This window comes from Streptomyces sp. NPDC023481 (assembly GCF_055560195.1).
On record NZ_JBVHJE010000022.1, the window covers coordinates 1 to 21,022 of the forward strand.

Here is a 21,022-nt window from a genome sequence, read left to right on the forward strand (position 1 = left end):
GCTGCACACCTACAATCACCACCGCGGACACACCGCGCTGAAGGGCCAACCACCCGCCAGCCGCATCCCCAACCTCACAGGGCCATACACCTAGGCCCCCCTTCGGATCTTGCCGGCGCCGGAGGAAGGGACCTGGGCCGTCCGCGCGCCCCCTACTCCCCCTGTTCCGCGCCCTGTCGACCGCGCACCTTCAGGGCGCGGGACAGGTCGTCCAGGCGGTCGGCGAGGGTGCGGCGCAGGGCCGGGGTGAGGTCGGCGTCGCGCAGGCAGGCCTCGCCGAGTGCCAGGTTCCCGGTGTCGACGGCGTGGGCCGGGAAGGCCCAGCGGCCGGCGGCGACGGCGATGGCGGGGCCGCGGCGGGCGGCGACGGCGACGGCGTCCGTGTAGAAGCGCGGCACGTACTCCCTGACCAGCTCGGCCTGTTCGAGCTGCCAGAAGCCCTGGGCGGTGGCGGTGAACAGGTAGTTGGACAGGTCGTCGCCGGCGAACATCGCCTCCCAGGCGGTGCGCTTGGCCGCCGGGTCGGGCAGGGCGGCGCGGCACCGGGCGGCGCCCTCCTGGCCGGTGGCGCTCGGGTCGCGGGCCAGCTCGGCGGCGATGGCGTCCTCGTCGGTGGCGCCGAGCACGGCGAGCCGGGCGAGGATGCGCCAGCGCAGCTCGGGGTCGAGTTCCGGTCCGCCGGGCACCGTGCCGTCGGCGAGCCAGGCGGCGATGGTCTCGGGGTGGGCGGCGACGGAGATCAGGTGCCGTACGGCGATCAGCCGCAGGCCGGGGTGGTCGCCGTCCTCGGTGCGGCGCAGCAGGTCGCGGCAGAGCGAGGTGAGGGTGGCCAGCGCGGCCGGGCGGTCCTCGGGTGTCAGGTACTGCTCGGTGAGCTGACCGGCGGCGAAGGCGAGGACGCCCTGGGCGACGGCCAGGTCGGTCTCGCGGGGCAGATGGGCGCGGGCCGTCTCCAGGTAGGCGGCGGGCGGGAGTTCGCCGTCGCGGACGGCGTCCCTGAGGGCGTTCCAGACGACCGCGCGGGTGAGCGGGTCGGGCAGGCCGGACAGGGCGGCGCGGACCGTCTCGAAGGACGCGGTGTCGAAGCGGACCTTGGCGTAGGTGATGTCGCCGTCGTTGAGGAGGACCAGTGCGGGGCGCTTGCCGATGGGCTGCGGGGCGGCCTGCGGGACGTCGAGGTCGACGCGCTCGCGCAGCACCAGCCGGTCCTCGCCGGCCACGTCGTGGTCGTACAGGCCGGCGCTCAGGCGGTGCGGGCGGCTGCCCGTGTGCCCGGCGGTCAGGGTGCAGGTGCCGCCGGCCGAGGCGATCACCGGGGTGAGGGTGTCGACGCCGGTGGTGCGCAGCCAGCTGTCGGCCCAGGCGGGCACGTCGCGGTCGGTGGCGGAGGCGAGGGAGTCGATGAAGTCGGCGAGTGTGGCGTTGCCGAACCGGTGCCGCTTGAAGTGGGTGTTGATGCCGGCGAGGAAGTCCTTCTCGCCGAGCCAGGCGGCCAGCTGGCGCAGCGCGGAGGCGCCCTTGGCGTAGGAGATGCCGTCGAAGTTGAGCAGGGCGGAGGCGGTGTCGTCGACGTTCTCGGGGGCGACCGGGTGGGTGGTGGGCCGCTGGTCGGCGTCGTAGCCCCAGGACTTGCGGGTGACGCCGAACTCGGTCCAGGGGTCGGTGAACCGGGTGGCCTCGGCGGTGGTCTGGTAGCCCATGTACTCGGCGAAGGACTCGTTCAGCCAGATGTCGTCCCACCACTTCAGGGTGACGAGGTCGCCGAACCACATGTGGGCCATCTCGTGCGCGATGACCATGGCGCGGGTCTGCCGCTCGGTGTCGGTGACGGCGGAGCGGTAGACGAAGTCGTCCCGGAAGGTGACCAGGCCCGGGTTCTCCATGGCACCCGCGTTGAACTCGGGGACGAACGCCTGGTCGTAGGAGTCGAAGGGGTACGGCTCCTCGAACTTCTCGTGGTACCGGTCGAAGCACGCGCGCGTGACGTCGAGGATCTCGTCGGCGTCGGCGTCGAGGTGGGGGGCGAGCGAGCGGCGGCAGTGGATGCCGAAGGGCAGTCCGCGGTGCTCGGTGCGCACCGAGTGCCAGGGGCCGGCGGCGACGGCGACCAGGTAGGTGGAGACCGGCGGGGTGGGCGCGGCCCGCCAGACGCCGTCGCCGCGGTGCTCGGTGACGCCGTTGGCGAGGACGGTCCAGCCCTCCGGCGCCCTGACCGACAGCTCGAAGACCGCCTTGAGGTCGGGCTGGTCGAAGGCGGCGAAGACGCGCTGGACGTCGTCCATGAACATCTGGGTGTAGACGTACGTCTCGCCGTCGCTGGGGTCGGTGAAGCGGTGCATGCCCTCGCCGGTGCGGGAGTAGCGCATGACCGCGTCGACGCGCAGCTCGTGCTCGCCGGCGGTGAGGTTCTTCAGCGGGAGCCGGCCCCCGTCGAGCGACTCGGGGTCGAGTGGTTGTCCGTCGAGCGTGACGGCGCGCAGCTCGGCGGGCTTCAGCTCGACGAACGTGTCCCCGCCGGACCGCGCGGTGAACCGGATCCCGGTACGGGAGTCGAAGGTCTCGGTACCGGTGGTGAGGTCCAGTTCGACCGTGTAGCGGTGGACGTCGAGGAGCTGTGCACGGAGCTGCGCTTCGTCGCGCGTGAGTACGGACATGCAGGACATGCTGCCTGATGGGACCGACAGCGCACAGGGGCGGATCGGTACACGGCTTTTGTCCCCGCTGCGCGCCCCTGTCCCGCCGTCTCGCCGGCCTCCGGTCGGGCCCTGGTCGGTGGCGGGTTCAGGCGTCGTGCGCCGGTTGCCCGTGGTGGGTGTCCTCGGCGATCCGCTCGTGGTGCCGGATCACCTCGGCGATGATGAAGTTCAGGAACTTCTCGGCGAAGGCCGGGTCCAGCTTGGCGTTCTCGGCGAGGCTGCGCAGCCGTTCGATCTGCCGGGCCTCGCGGGCCGGGTCGGCGGGCGGCAGCTGGTGCAGCGCCTTGAGCCGGCCGACCTGCTGGGTGGCCTTGAAACGCTCGGCGAGCATGTGGACGACGGCCGCGTCGATGTTGTCGATGCTGTCGCGCAGCCGCTCCAGTTCCTGGCGGACCTCGGGGTCGACGGCACCGGTACCGGTGTTGCTGGTGGTCATGGGGGCCCACCCTATGCGCTGCGGGGGCCTGGCCCCACGGGGTGTCCGGGGAGTGGATCGGCGGGGGCTCGGCGGAGCGGGGCCGGGGACGTCGTAGCCGACGGGACGGCCGTGGACGGGCCCGACGGGCCTCGACGGGCGGCTCGGTGCCCGTGAGGAGGTCCTCGGCCCGGGTGAGCCGGGTGCCGGGCAGGTGGTTCCCGGCGTACGGCCACCGTCCCGGGCCGTCGCCGTCCACTGCGGGCCCTTCGCGCCTACAGTGGGAAGGAGTTCCGGCGTCTTTGGGGGTGCCGAGGTGGCGAACGGCGGACCGGTCCAGCACGGCTACCCGCATCTGGAGACGGTGCGGGCCGCCGTCACCGCCCTGTACCGGCGGCTGTCCCGGGACACCGTCGAGACGTTCTCCGTCAGCGTGGCCCCGGCCGACGTGGCCTTCTGCGACACCGACGACCTGTACCTGGGCGCGCAGCGGGTGGCCCGGGAGATCGTGCGGCACTTCCGGCTGCCGGACGCGCGGCTGATCGTCGGCTTCCGGGAGATGACGCACGCGGCGAACGTCGAACTGGCGGCGGGCCCCGAGTACTTCGTCGAGCTGAACGACCGGTTCCGCACGCACCGCAGGGACATCGGCGCGGCCCTCGCGCACGAGGTGGCGCACGTCTACCTGCACCGCCTCGGCCTCTCCTTCCCCACCACGGCGGAGAACGAGATCCTGACGGACACGGCGACGTCCTACCTGGGCGCGGGCTGGCTGTTGCTGGACGCCTACCGGGAGGACGCGGTCTCCTCCCAGAAGCTCGGCTATCTCACCCCGGAGGAGTTCGGGTACGTCCTGGCCAAGCGGGCGCTGCTGTTCGGCGAGGACCCGTCCGTGTGGTTCACCAGCCCGCAGGCCTACACCGCCTACGTCAAGGGCCTGGACCTGGCCCGCCGGGACGGCCGGCAGCCGCCGCTGACCGGGGCCGGCTGGGCGGGCCGCCGCCGCTACGCCCACGACCGCCGGCACGCCGACGCCACCGCGCCGACGGCCGGCTACTCCTTCACCCCCGACACCGGCGGCCGCCTCCGGGTGAGCTTTCCCTGCCCGACCTGCCACCAGCGGATCAGGGTGCCGGTACGGGGCCGGGTACGCGCGCGCTGCGGGCTGTGCCGGACGGTGTTGGAGTGCGACACGTGAGCGGGTGCGGGGGTGGCGGGGGCGCTGGAGTGCGGGTACGGGGGCGCGGCGCGTAGGCGGGTACGGGGGCGCGGCGCATAGGCGGGTACGGGGGCGCGGCGCATAGGCGGGTACGGGGGCGCGGCGCATAGGCGGGTACGAGGGCGCGGCGCATAGGCGGGTACGGGGCGCGGCGGCGCGCTGGGCCGGAGTGCGAGACACAGCCGCGCACGGCCCGCACGCCCCCGCCCATGCGGGTGCCTACGTCCCGTACACCCGCCCCGGCGGTTCCGCCTCCGCCAGGAGTCGGCGAGCCGTCTCGCCCGCCTCGGCCGGTGTCCAGCGGGCTCCCTTGTCGGCGGTGGGGCCGGGGCGCCAGCCTTCCATGACGGTGATCCGGCCGCCCTCCGCCTCGAACACCCGACCGGTCACCCCCGCGCTGCCGGCCGAGCCGAGCCAGACCACGAGCGGGGAGACGTTCTCGGGCGCCATGGCGTCGAAACCGGTGGCCGGTGCGGTCATGGCCGCGGCGAAGGTACGTTCCGTCATGCGGGTGCGGGCGGCCGGGGCCACGGCGTTGACCTGGACGCCGTAGCGGGCCAGCTCGGCCGCCGCGACCAGGGTGAGGCCGACGATCCCGGCCTTGGCGGCGCTGTAGTTGCCCTGTCCGACCGAGCCGAGCAGGCCGGCCCCGCTGCTGGTGTGGACGACCCGGGCCACCGGCGTGCGGCCGGCCCTGGCCTCGGCGCGCCAGTGCGCGGCGGCGTGCTTCAGCGGCAGGAAGTGCCCCCTGAGGTGGACGCGGATCACGGCGTCCCACTCGTCCTCGCCGAGGTTGACCAGCATGCGGTCGCGCAGGAACCCGGCGTTGTTGACGAGCGTGTCGAGCCGGCCGTAGGTCTCCACGGCGGTGCGGACCAGGTCGGCCGCGCCCGCGCCGGTGGCGATGTCGGCGCCGTGGGCGACCGCGTCGCCGCCCGCCGCCCGGATCTCCGCCACGACGGCGTCCGCCGGCCGCTCGGCGCCCGGCGCGCCGTCCAGCGCGACGCCCAGGTCGTTGACGACCACCCGGGCGCCCTCGGCGGCGAAGGCGAGCGCGTGCGCCCGGCCGAGCCCGCGACCGGCGCCGGTGACGGCCACGACCCGGCCCGAACAGACCCCGTCCCTCCGTGCGGGCACGCTCATGTCAGCTCTCCCTGGCGGTGGTCGGGGCGTGGGGGGAACGGGGTCCGGGTGCGGGGTGCGGCGGTGACGGCGTCCAGGAAGGCGGGCCGTTCGCCGCCTCCGTGCACATGCAGGCTCGCCCCGCTGATGTAGGCGGCGGCGTCGGAGGCGAGGAAGACGGCGGCGGCGCCGACGTCGGCGGGAAGGGCCAGGCGGCCCAGCGGGACCGTGCGGGAGACGGCGTCGACGCCGTCGGGGCCGCCGTAGTGCAGGTGGGCGAGGCCGGTGTGGACCATGCCGACGACGAGCGTGTTGACCCGGACCTCCGGCGCCCACTCCACGGCCATGGAGGCGGCCAGGCTCGCCAGTCCCGCCTTGGCCGCGCCGTAGGCCGCCGAGCCCGGCGAGGGGCGGCCCCCGCTGACGCTGCCGACCATCACGACCGAGCCCCTGGCGCGCCGGAGGTGGTCGTAGGCGGCGAGGGACGCGGTCAGCGGAGTGATCAGGTTCAGCTCGACGACCTTGGCGTGCCGTTCGGCGTCGGCGTCGGCGAGGCGCCGGTACGGGGTGCCGCCGGCGTTGTTGACGAGCACGTCCAGCCGGGGCAGTGCGGCGAAGAAGGCCCGGACGGCCGGCGGGTCGCGCAGGTCCAGCGGGGCGAACTCGACGCCGGGCAGCGGCTGTTCGGGGGGCCGGCGGGCGCAGGCCAGGACGCGGGCGCCCGCGTCCGCGAAGGCCCGGGCGACCCCCGCGCCCACCCCCCGGGTGCCGCCGGTGACCACGACGGTGCTGCCGCGCAGTGAGTTGTCCACAGGGCCTCCCGCTTGTCCGCGCCGACTGCTAGCTTCGAAGCCTCGCACCTAACAAATGTTTGGTGGAAAGGTAGGGGAAAGGTAGCTGATGCGCCCATGGGTGTCTCCTGTTCGTCCCCGGAAAAGGGGATTTCCGTAGTCACCGTCGACTACCCGCCGGTCAACGCGCTGCCGGTGCGCGGCTGGTTCGCCCTGGCCGACGCCGTGCGCACGGCCGGCCGGGACCCGGGGACCGGCTGCGTGGTCCTGGCCGCCGAGGGGCGCGGGTTCAACGCGGGCGTGGACATCAAGGAGATACAGGCGGCCGGCCAGGAGGCGCTGATCGGCGCCAACCGGGGCTGCGCGGAGGCGTTCGCGGCGGTCTACGAGTGCGAGACACCGGTGGTCGCGGCGGTGCAGGGCTTCTGTCTGGGCGGCGGGATCGGCCTGGTGGGCAACGCGGACGCGGTGGTGGCGAGCGAGGACGCGGCCTTCGGGCTGCCCGAGCTGGACCGGGGGGCCCTGGGCGCGGCGACCCATCTGGCCCGGCTGGTGCCGCAGCACCTGATGCGCGCGCTGTACTACACGGGGCGCACGGCGAGCGCCGCCGAGCTGCACGCACACGGCTCGGTGTGGCGGGTGGTGCCGCGCGCGCAGTTGCCGGGCGCGGCGCTGGAGCTGGCCCGGCAGATCGCCGCGAAGGACGGACGGCTGCTGCGCATGGCCAAGGCCGCCATCAACGGCATCGACCCGGTCGACGTGCGCCGCAGCTACCGCTTCGAACAGGGCTTCACCTTCGAGGCCAACCTGAGCGGACTGGCCGACCGGGTCCGCGACACGTTCGGCAAGCCGGAGAAACGGGCGAAGCAGGGGAAGGAGGGGGTGTAGGTGGCCGACAAGACGATGACCGCCGAGGAGGTGGTGTCCCGGCTGGCGAGCGGGATGACCCTCGGCATCGGCGGCTGGGGCTCGCGCCGCAAGCCGATGGCACTGGTCCGGGCGCTGCTGCGGTCCGGTGTCGGCGATCTGACGGTCGTGTCCTGCGGCGGCCCGGACGTCGGCATGCTGGCCGCCGCCGGGCGGATCCGCAGGCTGGTCACGGCGTTCGTCACCCTGGACTCCATCCCGCTGGAACCGCACTACCGGGCGGCGCGCGAGCGCGGCGGCCTCGCGCTGACGGAGGTCGACGAGGGCATGTTCCAGTGCGGGCTGCGCGCGGCGGCGCAGCGCCTGCCGTTCCTTCCGGTGCGGGCGGGGATCGGCTCGGACGTCATGCGGGTCAACCCCGGTCTGAGGACGGTGACATCGCCCTACGCGGACGGGGAGACGCTGGTGGCGATGCCCGCGCTGCGGCTGGACGCGGCCCTGGTGCACGTCCACCGCGCCGACCGGCTGGGCAACGGCCAGTGCCTGGGCCCGGACCCGTACTTCGACGACCTGTTCTGCGAGGCGGCGGACGCGGCCTACGTCTCGTGCGAACGGATCGTGGACACGGCGGAGCTGACCAAGGCGGCCGTCCCGCAGTCGCTGCTGCTCAAGCGGCTCGCGGTGACGGGGGTGGTGGAGGCGCCGAACGGCGCGCACTTCACCTCCTGCGCCCCGGAGTACGGCAGGGACGAGGAGTTCCAGCGGCGGTACGCGACCACACCGTGGCCGGAGTTCTCGGCACGCTTCCTCGGCGCGGACGAGGCCGCCTACCGGTCGGCGGTCCAGGACTGGCGGACGGAGCGGGAGCGGTGAGCGCCACCCGTGCCGAGTACTGCGTGATCGCCTGCGCCGAGGCCTGGCGCGGCGCCGGGGAGGTCCTGGCGAGCCCGATGGGGCCGATCCCGTCGCTGGGCGCGCGGCTGGCCCGGCTGACCTTCGCACCGGACCTGCTGCTGACCGACGGCGAGGCCCTGCTGGTCCGCCCGGACGGCACCCCGGAGGGCTGGCTGCCCTACCGGCAGCACCTGGAGCTGGTGGCGGGCGGCCGGCGGCACGTGATGATGGGCGCGAGCCAGCTCGACCGGTACGGCAACCAGAACATCTCCTGCGTCGGAGACTGGGCGCAGCCCCGCAGACAGCTCCTCGGGGTGCGCGGGGCACCGCTGAACACGCTGAACAACCCGACGAGTTACTGGGTGCCGAGGCACTCGCGGCGGGTGTTCGTGGAGCGGGTGGACATGGTGTGCGGGGTGGGGTACGACCGGGCGGCCGGCCTGGGGGCCGTGGCCCGGTTCCACCGCCTCGCCCGGGTCGTCACCGACCTGGCGGTCCTCGACTTCGCGACCCCCGACCACTCGATGCGGCTGGTTTCGGTGCATCCGGGGGTGAGCGTGGAGCAGGTGCGGGAGGCGACGGGGTTCCCGCTGGCCGTGCCGGACGAGGTGCCCCGCACCCGGGAGCCGCAGGCGGCTGAACTGCGGCTGATCCGTGAGGTGCTGGACCCGGAGGGGGCCCGCACCCGCGAGGTGCCCGAAGGAACGGGAGGCTGATGGAGACCGCGTTCACCCGGCTGGTCGGGGTCCGCCATCCGATCGTGCAGACCGGGATGGGCTGGGTGGCCGGGCCGCGCCTGGTCTCGGCGGCGGCGAACGCCGGTGCGCTGGGCATCCTGGCCTCCGCGACGATGACGCTCGATCAGCTGCGGGACGCCGTCAGGGAGGTGCGGTCCCGGACCGGCGCGCCGTTCGGGGTGAACCTCCGGGCCGACGCGGGCGACGCGCCGGACCGGGTGCGGATCCTGCTGGAGGAGGGCGTCCGGGTGGCGTCCTTCGCCCTGGCCCCCTCCCCCGGGTTGATCGCCGAGCTGAAGGCGGCGGGCGTGGTGGTGATCCCGTCCGTGGGGGCCCGGCGGCACGCCGAGAAGGTGGCGGCCTGGGGCGCGGACGCGGTGCTCGTGCAGGGCGGCGAGGGCGGCGGACACACCGGCGAGGTGGCGACCAGTGTGCTGCTGCCGCAGGTGGTGGACGCGGTGCGCATACCGGTGGTGGCGGCGGGCGGCTTCTTCGACGGGCGGGGCCTGGTGGCGGCGCTGGCGTACGGGGCGGCCGGGGTGGCGATGGGCACGCGGTTCCTGCTCACCTCCGACTCGACGGTGCCGGACGCGGTGAAGGCCCGGTATCTGGCGGCGACGGTCCGGGACGTCACGGTGACCCGGGCGGTGGACGGCCTGCCGCACCGGATGCTGCGCACCGATCTGGTGGCGGCGCTGGAGCGGTCGGGCCGGATCCGCGCCTTCACGCACGCGGTGCGGCGGGCGGCGGGCTTCCGGCGGCTGTCGGGGCTCACCTGGCGGCAGTTGGCCGCCGACGGTCTCTCCCTCAGGCACGGCAGGGAGCTGTCCTGGAGTCAGGTGCTGCTCGCCGCCAACACGCCGGTGCTGCTGAGGGCGGCGATGGTGGACGGCCGTACGGACCTGGGGGTGATGGCGGCCGGACAGGTCGCCGGGGTGATCGACGACCTGCCGTCGTGCGCGGAGCTGGTGGAGCGGATCATGGCGGAGGCGGAGGAGGTGCTGGCCGCGCTGGCGGGGCTCAGAGCCGTTCGATGATCGTCACGTTGGCCTGGCCGCCGCCCTCGCACATGGTCTGCAGGCCGTAGCGGCCGCCGGTGCGTTCCAGTTCGTGCAGCAGGGTCGTCATCAGCCGGGCGCCGGTAGCGCCCAGGGGGTGGCCGAGGGCTATCGCGCCGCCGTTGACGTTGACCCTGGCGGGGTCGGCCCCGGTCTCCTTCAGCCAGGCGAGGACGACCGGCGCGAAGGCCTCGTTGATCTCCACGAGGTCGATGGCGTCCAGGGTCAGGCCGGTCTTCTTCAGGGCGTGCGCGGTGGCCGGGATGGGGGCGGTGAGCATGCGGATGGGGTCCTCGCCGCGCGCGGAGAGGTGGTGGACGCGGGCGCGTGGGCGCAGTCCGTGGTCCCGTACCGCCCGTTCGGAGGCGAGCAGCAGGGCCGCGGCCCCGTCGGAGACCTGGGAGGAGCAGGCCGCGGTGACGGTGCCGCCGTCGAGGACGGGCCGCAGCGCGGCCATCTTCTCCAGGGAGGTGTCCCGGCGCGGGCCCTCGTCCACGGTGGCCTCGCCGCAGGGGACGGTCTCGCGGTCGAAGCGGCCGGTGTCGATCGCCCAGATCGCGCGCCGGTGCGAGCGCAGGGCGAACTCCTCCTGCTCCGCGCGGCCGATGCCCCACTGGGCGGCGATCGTCTCGGCGCCGGCGAACTGGTTGACGGGCCGGTCTCCGTACCGGGCGCGCCAGCCGGTGCTGCCGAGGAAGGGGCCGTCGGTCAGGCCGAGGGGGACGGCGGCCTGCCGGGAGGCGAAGGCGATGGGGACCTGGGACATGTTCTGCACCCCGCCCGCGACCACCAGGTCCTGGGTGCCGGAGAGCACGGCCTGCGCGGCGAAGTGCACGGCCTGCTGGGAGGAGCCGCACTGCCGGTCGACGGTGACGCCGGGCACCTCCTCGGGGAGGCCGGCGGCCAGCCAGCAGGTGCGGGCGATGTCGCCGGCCTGCGGCCCGACCGTGTCCAGGCAGCCGAAGACCACGTCGTCCACGGCGGCCGGGTCGATCCCGGAGCGCTCCACCAGCGCGGTCAGCACCCGCGCGCCCAGGTCGGCCGGGTGGACCGCGCTCAGCCCTCCCCCGCGCCGCCCCACCGGTGTGCGGACCGCTTCGACGATGTAGGCCTCGGCCATGGCAACTCCCTGTGTCGGAAAGGGGTTATTCGCGTACGGCGATCCCGTCCAGCACCATCGACAGGTACTGGCGGGCGATCTCCTCGGGGCTGTGCCGGCCGCCGGGCCGGTACCAGGAGGCGGCGACCCACACGGTGTCGCGCACGAACCGGTAGGTGAGCCGGACGTCCAGGTCCGCGCGGAAGACCCGCTCGGCGACCCCGCGTTCCAGCGTGCTCAGCCACGCCTTCTCGAACCGGCGCTGGGAGTCGGCGAGGAAGCCGAACCGGTCCTGGGTGACGAGCTGTTTGCTCTCCTTCTGGTAGATCGCGACGGCGGCGCGGTGCCGGTCGATCTCCCTGAAGGACTCGGTCACCAGCGCCTCCAGCGTCTCGCGGGGTCCGAGTCCGGAGGCGAGGACGGTGTCGTAGCCGTCCCAGAGTTCGTCGAGGAAGGTGCGCAGGATCTCCTCGAGCATCGACTCCTTGGAGTCGAAGTGGTAGTAGAGGCTGCCCGCGAGCATTCCGGCGTGGTCGGCGATCCGGCGGACGGTGGTGGCGTTGTAGCCGTGTTCGGCGAAGACCTCGGCTGCGGTGTTGAGGAGTTCTCCGCGCCGGGCCGCTGCCGCGGTCACCTGGGGCTTCTTCTTGGTCGGCACGCACCCATTGTGGTCTGCTCCGCCGCTCAGGGGTGCTGGCTGCTGACGGCGACGACCTCGCCGGTCATGTAGGAGGAGTAGCCGGAGGCCAGGAAGACGATCACGTTGGCCACCTCCCAGGGCCGGGCGTGGCGCCCGTAGGCCTCCCGTTCGGTCAGTTCGGCGAGGAGTTCGGCGGAGGTGACCTTCGCCAGGTGCGGGTGCATGGCGAGGCTGGGGGCGACCGCGTTGACCCGCACGCCGTAGGCGGCGGCCTCGACGGCCGCGCACCGGGTCAGCGCCATCACGCCGGCCTTGGCGGCGGCGTAGTGGGCCTGTCCGGCCTGGGCGCGCCAGCCGACGACGGAGGCGTTGTTGACGATGACCCCGCCTCCGGTGCCGCGCAGGGCGCGCAGGGCGGCCCGGGTGCAGCGGAAGGTGCCGGTCAGGGTGACGTCCAGCACCCGGGACCACTCGGCATCGGTCATGTCGACCACATCCGCAGTGCCGCCGAGTCCGGCGTTGTTGACGACGACGTCCAACCGCCCGTGTGCGGCCACGGCCGCGTCGAACAGGGCCTGGACCTGGGCCTCGTCGGTGACGTCGCACGGCACCGCGGTGACCGCGCCGGGGAAGCGGCGGCCGAGTTCGGCCTCGTGCTCCTTCAGCCGGCGCGGGTGGGCGTCGCTGAGCAGCACCCGCGCGCCCTCCTCCAGGAAGCGCAGCGCGGTGGCTCCGCCGATGCCGGTGCCGGCCGCCGCGGTGATGACGGCGGTGCGCCCGCGCAGCAGTCCGTGCCCGGGGACGTAGGCCGGGCTCTCGACGTCTGTCACAGGGCCACGCTAACCTACCAAACACTTGTTAGGGAAGGTGGCCGGCGCGGAAGGAAGGCGGTGCCCGTGGACCTGACCCACTCCCCGGCCGACGAGGAGTTCCGCGCCGAGGCCCGGGCCTGGCTGCGCGCGCACGTCCCGCGCACGCCGCTGCCGTCCCTGGAGACACGGGAGGGCTTCGCGGCCCACCGCGCGTGGGAGGCCGAACTGGCCGCGGACCGCTGGTCGGTGGTGTCCTGGCCGGAGCGGTACGGCGGGCGGGGCGCCGGACTGCTGCGCTGGCTGGTGTTCGAGGAGGAGTACTGGGCGGCGGGCGCGCCCGGCCGGGTCGGCCAGAACGGCGTCAGCCTGCTCGCGCCGACCCTGTTCGCCCACGGCACGCAGGAGCAACGCGCGCGCGTGCTGCCGCCGATGGCCACCGGCGAGGAGGTCTGGGCGCAGGCCTGGTCCGAGCCGGAGGCGGGCTCGGACCTCGCCGCGCTCACCTCCCGGGCGGTGCGGACGGACGGCGGCTGGCTCCTGCGCGGCCAGAAGACCTGGTCGTCGCGGGCTGCGTTCGCCGACCGGGCCTTCGGCCTGTTCCGCAGCGACCCGGCCGCGCCGAGACCGCACCAGGGGCTGACGTACCTGATGTTCGACCTGCGGGCCCCCGGCGTGACCGTCCGTCCGATCGGCCGTCTGGACGGCAAGCCGGCCTTCGCCGAGCTGTTCCTGGACGACGTGTTCGTCCCGGACGCGGACGTGATCGGCGAGCCGGGCCAGGGCTGGCGGATCGCGATGTCCACGACGGCCGACGAACGCGGGCTCACCCTGCGCTCGCCGGGCCGCTTCCTCGCCTCCGTCGCGCGACTGGCCGGGCTGTGGCGGGCACAGGGCGCGCCCGAGCACGCCCGGTCCCGGGTGGCCGACGCCCTGGTCGCGGCCCGCGCCTACCAGCTGTTCGCCTACGCCGCCGCCTCCCGGGTCCTGGAGGGTGCCCGGCTCGGCCCGGAGTCCAGCATGAACAAGGTGTTCTGGTCGGAGCTGGACCTCGCGCTGCACGAGACGGCGCTCGACGTGCTGGGCGCGGAGGGCGAACTCGCCGACGGCGCCTGGTCCGAGGGGTACGTCTTCTCCCTGGCCGGCCCGATCTACGCGGGCACGAACGAGATCCAGCGGGACATCGTCGCCGAGCGGCTGCTCGGCCTGCCGAAGGGACGCCGCTGATGCGCTTCCTCCTCGACACCGAGCAACGCGCCTTCGCCGACACGCTGGGCGCGATGCTGACGGCCGCGGACACCCCGGCGGTGATCCGGGCCTGGAGCCGCGGCGACCATGCAGGCGGGCGCGCGCTGTGGTCCCGGCTCGCCGAGGCGGGGGTGTTCGCACTGGCGGTACCCGGGAAGTACGGCGGGCTCGGCCCGCTCCCGGTGGAACTGGCCGTCGCTTTCGTGGAGTTGGGCCGGCACGCGGTGCCCGGTCCGCTCGCGGAGACGGTCGGGGCCGCCGTACTCCTGGAAGAACCCGCGCTCGCCCGGCGGTTCCTGCCCGGGCTCGCGGCCGGGGCCGACCTGGCGACGGTGGCGGCGCCCGGCGGTTACGCCCTCGACGGGGACGCGGCCGGCGTGCGCCTGTGCCCGGCCCCCGACGGCCTCTACCTCGCCACGGCGGCCCCCGGCCCGGTGCGCCGCTCCCTCGATCCCGCCCGCCGGCTGACCCGGCTCGCCCCCGCCGGTGAACCGCTCAGCCGGGACGCGCCCTACGACCGGGCGGTCGCCTGGACCCGTCTGGCCACCGCCGCCCAGGCCCTCGGTGTCGGCCTCGCCCTGCTCGACCGGACCGTGGCCCATGTGCGGCGGCGCACCCAGTTCGGGGTCGCCATCGGCTCCTTCCAGGCCGTCAGGCACCGGCTGGCCGACGCGAAGACGGCCCTCGAGTTCGCCCGTCCCCTGGTCTTCGGCGCGGCCGTGTCGCTGCGCCCCGCCGACGTGGCCGCCGCCAAGCTCACGGCGTGCGAGGCGGCGTACGGCACGGCCCGGACGGCGCTGCACCTGCACGGCGCGATCGGCTACACGGCGGAGTACGACCTGTCGCTGTGGCTCACCAAGGCGCGGGCCCTGCGCTCGGCGTGGGGGACCCCGCAGGAGTGCCGGGAGCTGGTGCTCGCCGACGCGCTCGGCGGACGATCGGATCCCTGAGCGGGGTCCGGGCGCCCTCCGGGCGGGTGACGCGCTCCTCGACGCCCCGCCCCCGCCGCAGCAGCAGGGCGCGGACGCGGCGTACGGTCACGGGCGCCGAGGCGTCGTGCACCCGCTGCCCGCCGGGGGTGCGGGCATGCGACGGCGCCTGCCCAGTCGTCCGGTCGGGGACAGGCGGGCAGGCGCCGTCGGTGTTCCGTACGCCGTTGTACGGGACGTCCAAGGGGTGCCGTCAGACCGCCAGGGCGCGGTCCGTCGGGCGGATCGGGGCCGGCAGGTCGCTGGCTCCGGTCAGGAAGCGGTCGACTCCGCGGGCGGCCGAGCGGCCCTCCGCGATCGCCCACACGATCAGGGACTGGCCGCGGCCGGCGTCACCGGCGACGAACACACCCGGCACGTTGGTCTGGAAGTCGGCGTCGCGGGCGATGTTACCGCGTTCGTCGAGGTCCAGGCCGAACTGCTCGACCAGGCCGTTGTCCCGGTCGGTGCCGGTGAAGCCCATGGCGAGGGTGACCAGCTGGGCCGGAATCCTGCGCTCGGTGCCCGGCTTCGGGGTCAGCCTGCCGTCGATGAACTCCACCTCGGACAGGTGCAGCCACTGCACGTTGCCGTCCTCGTCGCCCTCGAAGTGGGTGGTGGAGACGGAGTAGACCCGCTCGCCGCCCTCCTCGTGCGCGCTGGTGACCTTGTAGAGCATCGGGAAGGTCGGCCAGGGCTGGTTCGTCGGGTGCCGCTCGTCACCGGGGCGGGGCATGATCTCCAGCTGGGTGACGGAGGCCGCGCCCTGGCGGTGGGCGGTACCCACGCAGTCCGCGCCGGTGTCGCCGCCGCCGATGACGACGACGTGCTTACCCTCGGCCGAGATCGGCGGGGTGACGTAGTCGCCCTCCTGGACCTTGTTGGACAGCGGCAGGTACTCCATCGCCTGGTAGATGCCCTTGAGCTCGCGGCCCGGCACCGGCAGGTCGCGCGCGGTGGTGGCACCGGCGGCGATCACGACCGCGTCGTAGCGCTTCTTCAGGTCGCGGGCGCCCAGGTCGCGGCCGATCTCCACCCCGGTGCGGAAGCGGGTGCCCTCCGCGCGCATCTGCTCGATACGGCGGTTGATGTGCCGCTTCTCCATCTTGAACTCGGGGATGCCGTACCGCAGGAGGCCCCCGATGCGGTCCGCGCGCTCGTAGACGGCGACCGTGTGGCCGGCCCGGGTCAGCTGCTGGGCGGCGGCGAGTCCCGCCGGGCCCGAGCCGATGACCGCGACCGTCTTGCCGGACAGGCGCTCGGGGATCTGCGGGGCGACGTCCCCGGTCTCCCACGCCTTGTCGATGATCGAGACCTCGACGTTCTTGATGGTGACCGGCGGCTGGTTGATGCCGAGCACGCACGCCGACTCGCAGGGGGCGGGGCAGAGGCGACCGGTGAACTCCGGGAAGTTGTTGGTCGCGTGCAGCCGCTCGGAGGCGGCGCCCCAGTCCTCGCGGTAGGCGTAGTCGTTCCACTCGGGGATCAGGTTCCCGAGCGGACAGCCGTTGTGGCAGAACGGGATGCCGCAGTCCATGCAGCGGCTGGCCTGCTTGCTGATGATCGGCAGCAGGGAGCCGGGGACGTAGACCTCGTTCCAGTCCTTCGTGCGCTCCTCGACGGGGCGGGTCTTGGCGACCTCACGGCCGTGGTTCAGGAAGCCCTTCGGGTCAGCCATTGATCGCCGCCTCCATCATCTTCTCGGTGATCTCGGTCTGGGACAGACCGGCTCGCTCGGCGGCGTCCTTGGCGGCGAGCACTGCCTTGTACGTGCTGGGGATGATCTTGCTGAACCGTGCCGCGGCCGCGTCCCAGTCGGCGAGCAGCTTTTCCGCGACGGTGGAGCCGGTCTCCTCGGCGTGGCGGCGCACCACGTCGTGCAGCCACTGCCTGTCCGTCTCGTCCAGCGCCTCGACCGACTCGACGTTGCCGATGTTGACGTTGTCGCGGTCGAGGTCGATGACGTAGGCGACACCGCCGGACATGCCCGCGGCGAAGTTGCGGCCGGTCGGGCCGAGGACGACCGCGTGACCGCCGGTCATGTACTCGCAGCCGTGGTCGCCCACGCCCTCGGAGACGACCAGCGCGCCGGAGTTGCGGACGCAGAACCGCTCACCGGTACGGCCGCGCAGGAACAGCTCGCCGCCGGTGGCGCCGTAGGCGATGGTGTTGCCCGCGATGGTCGAGTACTCGGCGAGGTGGTCGGCCGCGCGGTCCGGGCGGACGACGATCCGGCCGCCGGACAGGCCCTTGCCGACGTAGTCGTTGGCGTCGCCCTCCAGGCGCAGCGTGACCCCGCGCGGCAGGAACGCGCCGAAGGACTGGCCGGCGCTGCCGGTGAAGGTGATGTCGATGGTGTCGTCGGGCAGGCCCGCGCCGCCGAACTTCTTCGTCACCTCGTGGCCGAGCATGGTGCCGACCGTGCGGTTGATGTTGCGGATGGCGACCTGGGCGCGCACCGGCTGGGACTCGGTCGCGTCGTTCGCGGCCAGGGCGTCGGCGGCGAGCTTGACCAGCTCGTTGTCCAGCGCCTTCTCCAGGCCGTGGTCCTGGGCGACGACCCGGTGGCGGACGGCGCCCTCGGGCAGGTCCGGCACGTGGAACAGCGGCTCCAGGTCCAGGCCCTGCGCCTTCCAGTGGTCGACCGCGCGCTCGACGTCCAGCACCTCGGCGTGGCCGACGGCCTCCTCGATGGAGCGGAAGCCCAGCTCCGCGAGCAGCTCGCGGACCTCCTCGGCGATGAAGGTGAAGAAGTTGACCACGTGCTCGGCCTTGCCGGCGAAGCGGTCGCGCAGGACCGGGTTCTGGGTGGCGATGCCGACCGGGCAGGTGTCCAGGTGGCAGACGCGCATCATCACGCAGCCGGAGACGACGAGCGGGGCGGTCGCGAAACCGAACTCCTCGGCGCCGAGCAGCGCGGCGATGACGACGTCGCGGCCGGTCTTCAGCTGGCCGTCGGTCTGGACGACGATCCGGTCGCGCAGGCCGTTGAGCAGCAGGGTCTGCTGGGTCTCGGCGAGGCCCAGCTCCCAGGGGCCACCCGCGTGCTTCAGCGAGGTCAGCGGGGAGGCGCCGGTGCCGCCGTCGTGACCGGAGATCAGCACCACGTCCGCGTGCGCCTTCGACACACCGGCGGCGACCGTGCCCACGCCGACCTCGGAGACCAGCTTCACGTGGATCCGCGCCTGCGGGTTCGCGTTCTTCAGGTCGTGGATCAGCTGGGCCAGGTCCTCGATGGAGTAGATGTCGTGGTGCGGCGGCGGGGAGATCAGGCCCACGCCCGGCGTCGAGTGCCGCGTCTTGGCGACCCACGGGTAGACCTTGTGGCCGGGCAGCTGGCCGCCCTCGCCGGGCTTGGCGCCCTGGGCCATCTTGATCTGGATGTCGTCCGCGTTGACCAGGTACTCGGAGGTCACGCCGAAGCGGCCGGAGGCGACCTGCTTGATCGCCGAGCGGCGCGTCGGGTCGTACAGGCGCTCGGGGTCCTCGCCGCCCTCACCGGTGTTGGACTTGCCGCCCAGCTGGTTCATCGCGATGGCGAGGGTCTCGTGCGCCTCCTGGGAGATGGAGCCGTACGACATCGCGCCGGTCGAGAAGCGCTTGACGATCTCGGAGACCGGCTCGACCTCCTCGACGGGGATCGAGGGGCGGCCGGACTTGAAGCCGAACAGGCCGCGCAGTGTCATCAGGCGCTCGGACTGCTCGTTCACGCGCGAGGTGTACTTCTTGAAGATGTCGTACCGGCCGGTGCGCGTGGAGTGCTGGAGGCGGAAGACCGTCTCCGGGTCGAACAGGTGCGGTTCGCCCTCGCGGCGCCACTGGTACTCGCCGCCGATCTCCAGCGCGCGGTGCGCGGGAGCGATGCCGGAGGCCGGGTAGGCCTTGGCGTGGCGGGCGGCGACCTCGCGGGCGATGACGTCGATGCCGACGCCGCCGATCTTGGTGGCGGTGCCGTTGAAGTACTTCTCCACGAAGGCCTCGTCCAGGCCGACGGCCTCGAAGACCTGGGCGCCGCGGTAGGAGGCGACGGTGGAGATGCCCATCTTGGACATGACCTTCAGGACGCCCTTGCCGAGGGCGTAGATCAGGTTCTTGATGGCCTTCTCGGGCTCCAGGCCGTTCAGGAAGGTGCCCGCGCGCAGCAGGTCCTCGACGGACTCCATCGCCAGGTACGGGTTGACGGCGGCCGCGCCGTAGCCGATGAGCAGGGCGACGTGGTGGACCTCGCGGACGTCGCCGGCCTCGACCAGCAGGCCCACCTGGGTGCGCTGCTTGGTGCGGATGAGGTGGTGGTGGACGGCCGCGGTGAGCAGCAGCGACGGGATCGGCGCGTGCTCGGCGTCGGAGTGGCGGTCCGACAGGACGATCAGGCGGGCGCCGTTCTCGATCGCCGCGTCGGCCTCGGCGCAGATCTCCTCGATGCGCGCGGCGAGCGCGTCACCGCCGCCGGAGACCCGGTACAGACCGGACAGGGTCGCGGCCTTGAAGCCGGGCATGTCGCCGTCGGCGTTGATGTGGATGAGCTTGGCCAGCTCGTCGTTGTCGATCACCGGGAAGGGCAGGGTGACCGTGCGGCAGGAGGCGGCCGTCGGCTCCAGCAGGTTGCCCTCCGGGCCCAGCGACGAGCGCAGGGAGGTGACCAGCTCCTCGCGGATCGCGTCCAGCGGCGGGTTGGTGACCTGCGCGAACAGCTGGGTGAAGTAGTCGAAGAGCAGCCGCGGGCGCTCGGACAGGGCCGCGATCGGCGAGTCCGTGCCCATGGAGCCGATCGGCTCGGCGCCGGCGCGGGCCATCGGGGCGAGGATGACGCGCAGCTCCTCCTCGGTGTACCCGAAGGTCTGCTGGCGTCGGGTGACCGAGGCGTGGGTGTGGACGATGTGCTCGCGCTCGGGCAGGTCGACCAGCTCGATCTCGCCGGCCTCCAGCCATTCGGCGTACGGCTTCTCGGCCGCCAGGGACGCCTTGATCTCGTCGTCCTCGACGATGCGGTGCTCGGCGGTGTCGACGAGGAACATGCGGCCGGGCTGCAGGCGGCCCTTGCGGACGACCTTGGCCGGGTCGATGTCGAGGACGCCGACCTCGGAGCCGAGGACGACGAGGCCGTCGTCGGTGACCCAGTAGCGGCCGGGGCGCAGACCGTTGCGGTCGAGTACGGCACCGACCTGGGTGCCGTCGGTGAAGGTGACGCAGGCGGGGCCGTCCCAGGGCTCCATCATCGTGGAGTGGAACTGGTAGAAGGCGCGCCGGGCCGGGTCCATGGAGGCGTGGTTCTCCCATGCCTCCGGGATCATCATCAGCACGGAGTGCGGCAGCGAGCGCCCGCCCAGGTGCAGCAGTTCCAGGACCTCGTCGAAGGAGGCGGAGTCGGAGGCGTCCGGCGTACAGATGGGGAAGACGCGGTCCAGCTTCTCCTGCGGGCCGAACAGGTCGGAGACCAGCTGGGACTCGCGGGCGACCATCCAGTTGCGGTTGCCCTTGACGGTGTTGATCTCACCGTTGTGCGCGACGAAGCGGTACGGGTGGGCGAGCGGCCACGACGGGAAGGTGTTCGTGGAGAACCGGGAGTGCACGAGCGCGATCGCGGAGGCGAAGCGGCGGTCGGACAGGTCCGGGAAGAAGGGTTCCAGCTGGCCGGTGGTCAGCATGCCCTTGTAGACGACCGTCCGCGCGGACAGGGAGGGGAAGTACACCCCGGCCTCGCGCTCGGCGCGCTTGCGCAGGACGAAGGCCCGGCGGTCCAGCGCGATGCCCTCGCTGGCGTGGTCGGTCACGAAGATCTGCCGGAACACCGGCATGGTGGAGCGGGCGGTGGCGCCGAGCAGCTCGGGGGCGACCGGGACCTCGCGCCAGCCGAGGACGGTCAGGCCCTCCTCGCCGGCGATCGTCTCGATGCGTGAGACGGCGTCCTCGGTCCCCTCGCCCGGCAGGAACGCGATGCCCACCGCGTAGCCACCGGCCGCGGGAAGGTCGAATCCGGCCACTTCGCGGAAGAAGGCGTCCGGCACCTGGGAGAGGATGCCCGCGCCGTCGCCGGAGTCGGGCTCGGAGCCGGTGGCACCCCGGTGCTCCAGGTTGCGCAGGACGGTGAGGGCCTGCTCGACCAGGGTGTGGGACGCCTCGCCGGTGAGAGTGGCGACGAAACCGACGCCGCACGCGTCGTGTTCGTTGCGGGGGTCGTACATACCCTGCGCAGCAGGGCGAGCATCCATGAACGACCAGTTCTGGCCGTTCTCGGAGTGCTGGGACGGCTGGCGCGGCGTACGCATCGGCTCTCCCGTCGTCGTCATGTGGCATGTGGCAGGTGCCGAGGGACGACGTTGGCCCTCTGCGTGAGATCTGCGATGAGATCAAAATTTCGTGCAGGTTACATGATGGGGCGGTTCTCGGGAAGCGGATACACCGTTCCAGCATGCGGACGCCGCGGGGTGCGCGGGCGGGGGTGGCGCGCGGCTCCGTGGC

Annotated in this window: 16 protein-coding genes; 7 read left to right on the plus strand and 9 right to left on the minus strand. The window is 73.3% G+C overall.

From position 1 onward, the window contains the following. Positions 1 to 152: 152 nt before the first annotated feature. The gene (gene pepN / locus ACZ3ZD_RS33135; RefSeq protein ID WP_467405708.1) at positions 153 to 2,654 is read right to left on the minus strand and encodes an aminopeptidase N; all 2,502 of its coding nucleotides are present in this window, start codon (positions 2,652 to 2,654) and stop codon (positions 153 to 155) included. 127 nt (positions 2,655 to 2,781) lie between these two features. Next, positions 2,782 to 3,132 carry a chorismate mutase gene (locus ACZ3ZD_RS33140; RefSeq protein WP_467405711.1) on the minus strand — a complete coding sequence of 117 codons (351 nt, stop codon included), beginning with the start codon at positions 3,130 to 3,132 and terminating at the stop codon, positions 2,782 to 2,784. Positions 3,133 to 3,427: 295 nt separating this feature from the next. Here ACZ3ZD_RS33140 and ACZ3ZD_RS33145 point away from each other — a divergent pair, with 295 nt between their 5' ends. Beyond that, positions 3,428 to 4,309, plus strand: coding sequence for a hypothetical protein (locus ACZ3ZD_RS33145; protein ID WP_467405713.1), 882 nt, complete (start codon positions 3,428 to 3,430; stop codon positions 4,307 to 4,309). Positions 4,310 to 4,549: 240 nt separating this feature from the next. Here the strand turns inward: ACZ3ZD_RS33145 and ACZ3ZD_RS33150 are convergent, their stop codons facing one another. Beyond that, positions 4,550 to 5,473: an SDR family oxidoreductase gene (locus ACZ3ZD_RS33150; protein WP_467405716.1), complete on the minus strand. Its 924-nt coding sequence runs from the start codon at positions 5,471 to 5,473 to the stop codon at positions 4,550 to 4,552. Then, the gene (locus ACZ3ZD_RS33155) at positions 5,470 to 6,264 is read right to left on the minus strand and encodes an SDR family oxidoreductase (protein WP_467405718.1); all 795 of its coding nucleotides are present in this window, start codon (positions 6,262 to 6,264) and stop codon (positions 5,470 to 5,472) included. Before ACZ3ZD_RS33155 ends, ACZ3ZD_RS33150 begins: the two co-directional genes overlap by 4 nt. 96 nt (positions 6,265 to 6,360) lie before the next feature. Between ACZ3ZD_RS33155 and ACZ3ZD_RS33160 the strand changes: the two genes are divergently transcribed. From ACZ3ZD_RS33160 to ACZ3ZD_RS33175, 4 genes are read left to right on the plus strand one after another with little or no spacing between them, the layout of a single operon-like run. Continuing rightward, complete coding sequence (locus ACZ3ZD_RS33160) at positions 6,361 to 7,131, plus strand: enoyl-CoA hydratase family protein (RefSeq protein WP_467405720.1); 771 nt, start codon at positions 6,361 to 6,363, stop codon at positions 7,129 to 7,131. Then, positions 7,132 to 7,983: a CoA transferase subunit A gene (locus ACZ3ZD_RS33165; RefSeq protein WP_467405724.1), complete on the plus strand. Its 852-nt coding sequence runs from the start codon at positions 7,132 to 7,134 to the stop codon at positions 7,981 to 7,983. It begins immediately after the preceding gene. Continuing rightward, a complete protein-coding gene (locus ACZ3ZD_RS33170) occupies positions 7,980 to 8,720 on the plus strand; it encodes a CoA-transferase subunit beta (protein ID WP_467405727.1) in 741 nt (246 codons plus the stop codon). Before ACZ3ZD_RS33165 ends, ACZ3ZD_RS33170 begins: the two co-directional genes overlap by 4 nt. Continuing rightward, positions 8,720 to 9,778: an NAD(P)H-dependent flavin oxidoreductase gene (locus tag ACZ3ZD_RS33175; protein ID WP_467405733.1), complete on the plus strand. Its 1,059-nt coding sequence runs from the start codon at positions 8,720 to 8,722 to the stop codon at positions 9,776 to 9,778. The genes ACZ3ZD_RS33170 and ACZ3ZD_RS33175 overlap by 1 nt, the downstream gene beginning before the upstream one ends. Here the strand turns inward: ACZ3ZD_RS33175 and ACZ3ZD_RS33180 are convergent. Genes ACZ3ZD_RS33180 through ACZ3ZD_RS33190 form a run of 3 tightly spaced genes read right to left on the minus strand, consistent with a single transcriptional unit; the run spans position 9,762 to position 12,368 of the window. Then, positions 9,762 to 10,919: an acetyl-CoA C-acetyltransferase gene (locus ACZ3ZD_RS33180; protein ID WP_467405737.1), complete on the minus strand. Its 1,158-nt coding sequence runs from the start codon at positions 10,917 to 10,919 to the stop codon at positions 9,762 to 9,764. The genes ACZ3ZD_RS33175 and ACZ3ZD_RS33180 overlap by 17 nt on opposite strands. Positions 10,920 to 10,944: 25 nt before the next feature. Continuing rightward, positions 10,945 to 11,556, minus strand: coding sequence for a TetR/AcrR family transcriptional regulator (locus ACZ3ZD_RS33185; protein ID WP_467405740.1), 612 nt, complete (start codon positions 11,554 to 11,556; stop codon positions 10,945 to 10,947). A 26-nt stretch (positions 11,557 to 11,582) separates the two neighbouring features. Further along, positions 11,583 to 12,368 (minus strand): SDR family oxidoreductase, encoded by a 786-nt coding sequence (locus tag ACZ3ZD_RS33190; RefSeq protein ID WP_467405743.1) that lies wholly within the window; start codon positions 12,366 to 12,368, stop codon positions 11,583 to 11,585. Positions 12,369 to 12,434: 66 nt separating this feature from the next. Between ACZ3ZD_RS33190 and ACZ3ZD_RS33195 the strand changes: the two genes are divergently transcribed. Both ACZ3ZD_RS33195 and ACZ3ZD_RS33200 read left to right on the plus strand, forming a co-directional pair. Then, positions 12,435 to 13,574 (plus strand): acyl-CoA dehydrogenase family protein, encoded by a 1,140-nt coding sequence (locus tag ACZ3ZD_RS33195; RefSeq protein WP_467405746.1) that lies wholly within the window; start codon positions 12,435 to 12,437, stop codon positions 13,572 to 13,574. Then, complete coding sequence (locus ACZ3ZD_RS33200) at positions 13,574 to 14,545, plus strand: acyl-CoA dehydrogenase family protein (protein WP_467405748.1); 972 nt, start codon at positions 13,574 to 13,576, stop codon at positions 14,543 to 14,545. Before ACZ3ZD_RS33195 ends, ACZ3ZD_RS33200 begins: the two co-directional genes overlap by 1 nt. 232 nt (positions 14,546 to 14,777) lie before the next feature. On the opposite strand, the gene ACZ3ZD_RS33205 is transcribed toward ACZ3ZD_RS33200, so the two are convergent. Both ACZ3ZD_RS33205 and gltB read right to left on the minus strand, forming a co-directional pair. Then, positions 14,778 to 16,241: a glutamate synthase subunit beta gene (locus ACZ3ZD_RS33205; protein ID WP_467405751.1), complete on the minus strand. Its 1,464-nt coding sequence runs from the start codon at positions 16,239 to 16,241 to the stop codon at positions 14,778 to 14,780. Beyond that, positions 16,234 to 20,745, minus strand: a complete 4,512-nt coding sequence (gene gltB, locus ACZ3ZD_RS33210; protein WP_467406025.1) for a glutamate synthase large subunit — start codon at positions 20,743 to 20,745, stop codon at positions 16,234 to 16,236. The genes ACZ3ZD_RS33205 and gltB overlap by 8 nt, the downstream gene beginning before the upstream one ends. Positions 20,746 to 21,022 lie beyond the last annotated feature (277 nt).

Excerpts from the sequence above, each read along its gene's own strand:
- pepN (WP_467405708.1), bottom strand. The coding sequence starts at position 2,654 with ATGTCCGTACTCACGCGCGACGAAGCGCAGCTCCGTGCACAGCTCCTC.
- ACZ3ZD_RS33140 (WP_467405711.1), bottom strand. The coding sequence starts at position 3,132 with ATGACCACCAGCAACACCGGTACCGGTGCCGTCGACCCCGAGGTCCGC.
- ACZ3ZD_RS33150 (WP_467405716.1), bottom strand. The coding sequence starts at position 5,473 with ATGAGCGTGCCCGCACGGAGGGACGGGGTCTGTTCGGGCCGGGTCGTG.
- ACZ3ZD_RS33160 (WP_467405720.1), top strand. The coding sequence starts at position 6,361 with ATGGGTGTCTCCTGTTCGTCCCCGGAAAAGGGGATTTCCGTAGTCACC.
- ACZ3ZD_RS33175 (WP_467405733.1), top strand. The coding sequence starts at position 8,720 with ATGGAGACCGCGTTCACCCGGCTGGTCGGGGTCCGCCATCCGATCGTG.
- ACZ3ZD_RS33180 (WP_467405737.1), bottom strand. The coding sequence starts at position 10,919 with ATGGCCGAGGCCTACATCGTCGAAGCGGTCCGCACACCGGTGGGGCGG.
- ACZ3ZD_RS33200 (WP_467405748.1), top strand. The coding sequence starts at position 13,574 with ATGCGCTTCCTCCTCGACACCGAGCAACGCGCCTTCGCCGACACGCTG.
- ACZ3ZD_RS33205 (WP_467405751.1), bottom strand. The coding sequence starts at position 16,241 with ATGGCTGACCCGAAGGGCTTCCTGAACCACGGCCGTGAGGTCGCCAAG.
- gltB (WP_467406025.1), bottom strand. The coding sequence starts at position 20,745 with ATGTACGACCCCCGCAACGAACACGACGCGTGCGGCGTCGGTTTCGTC.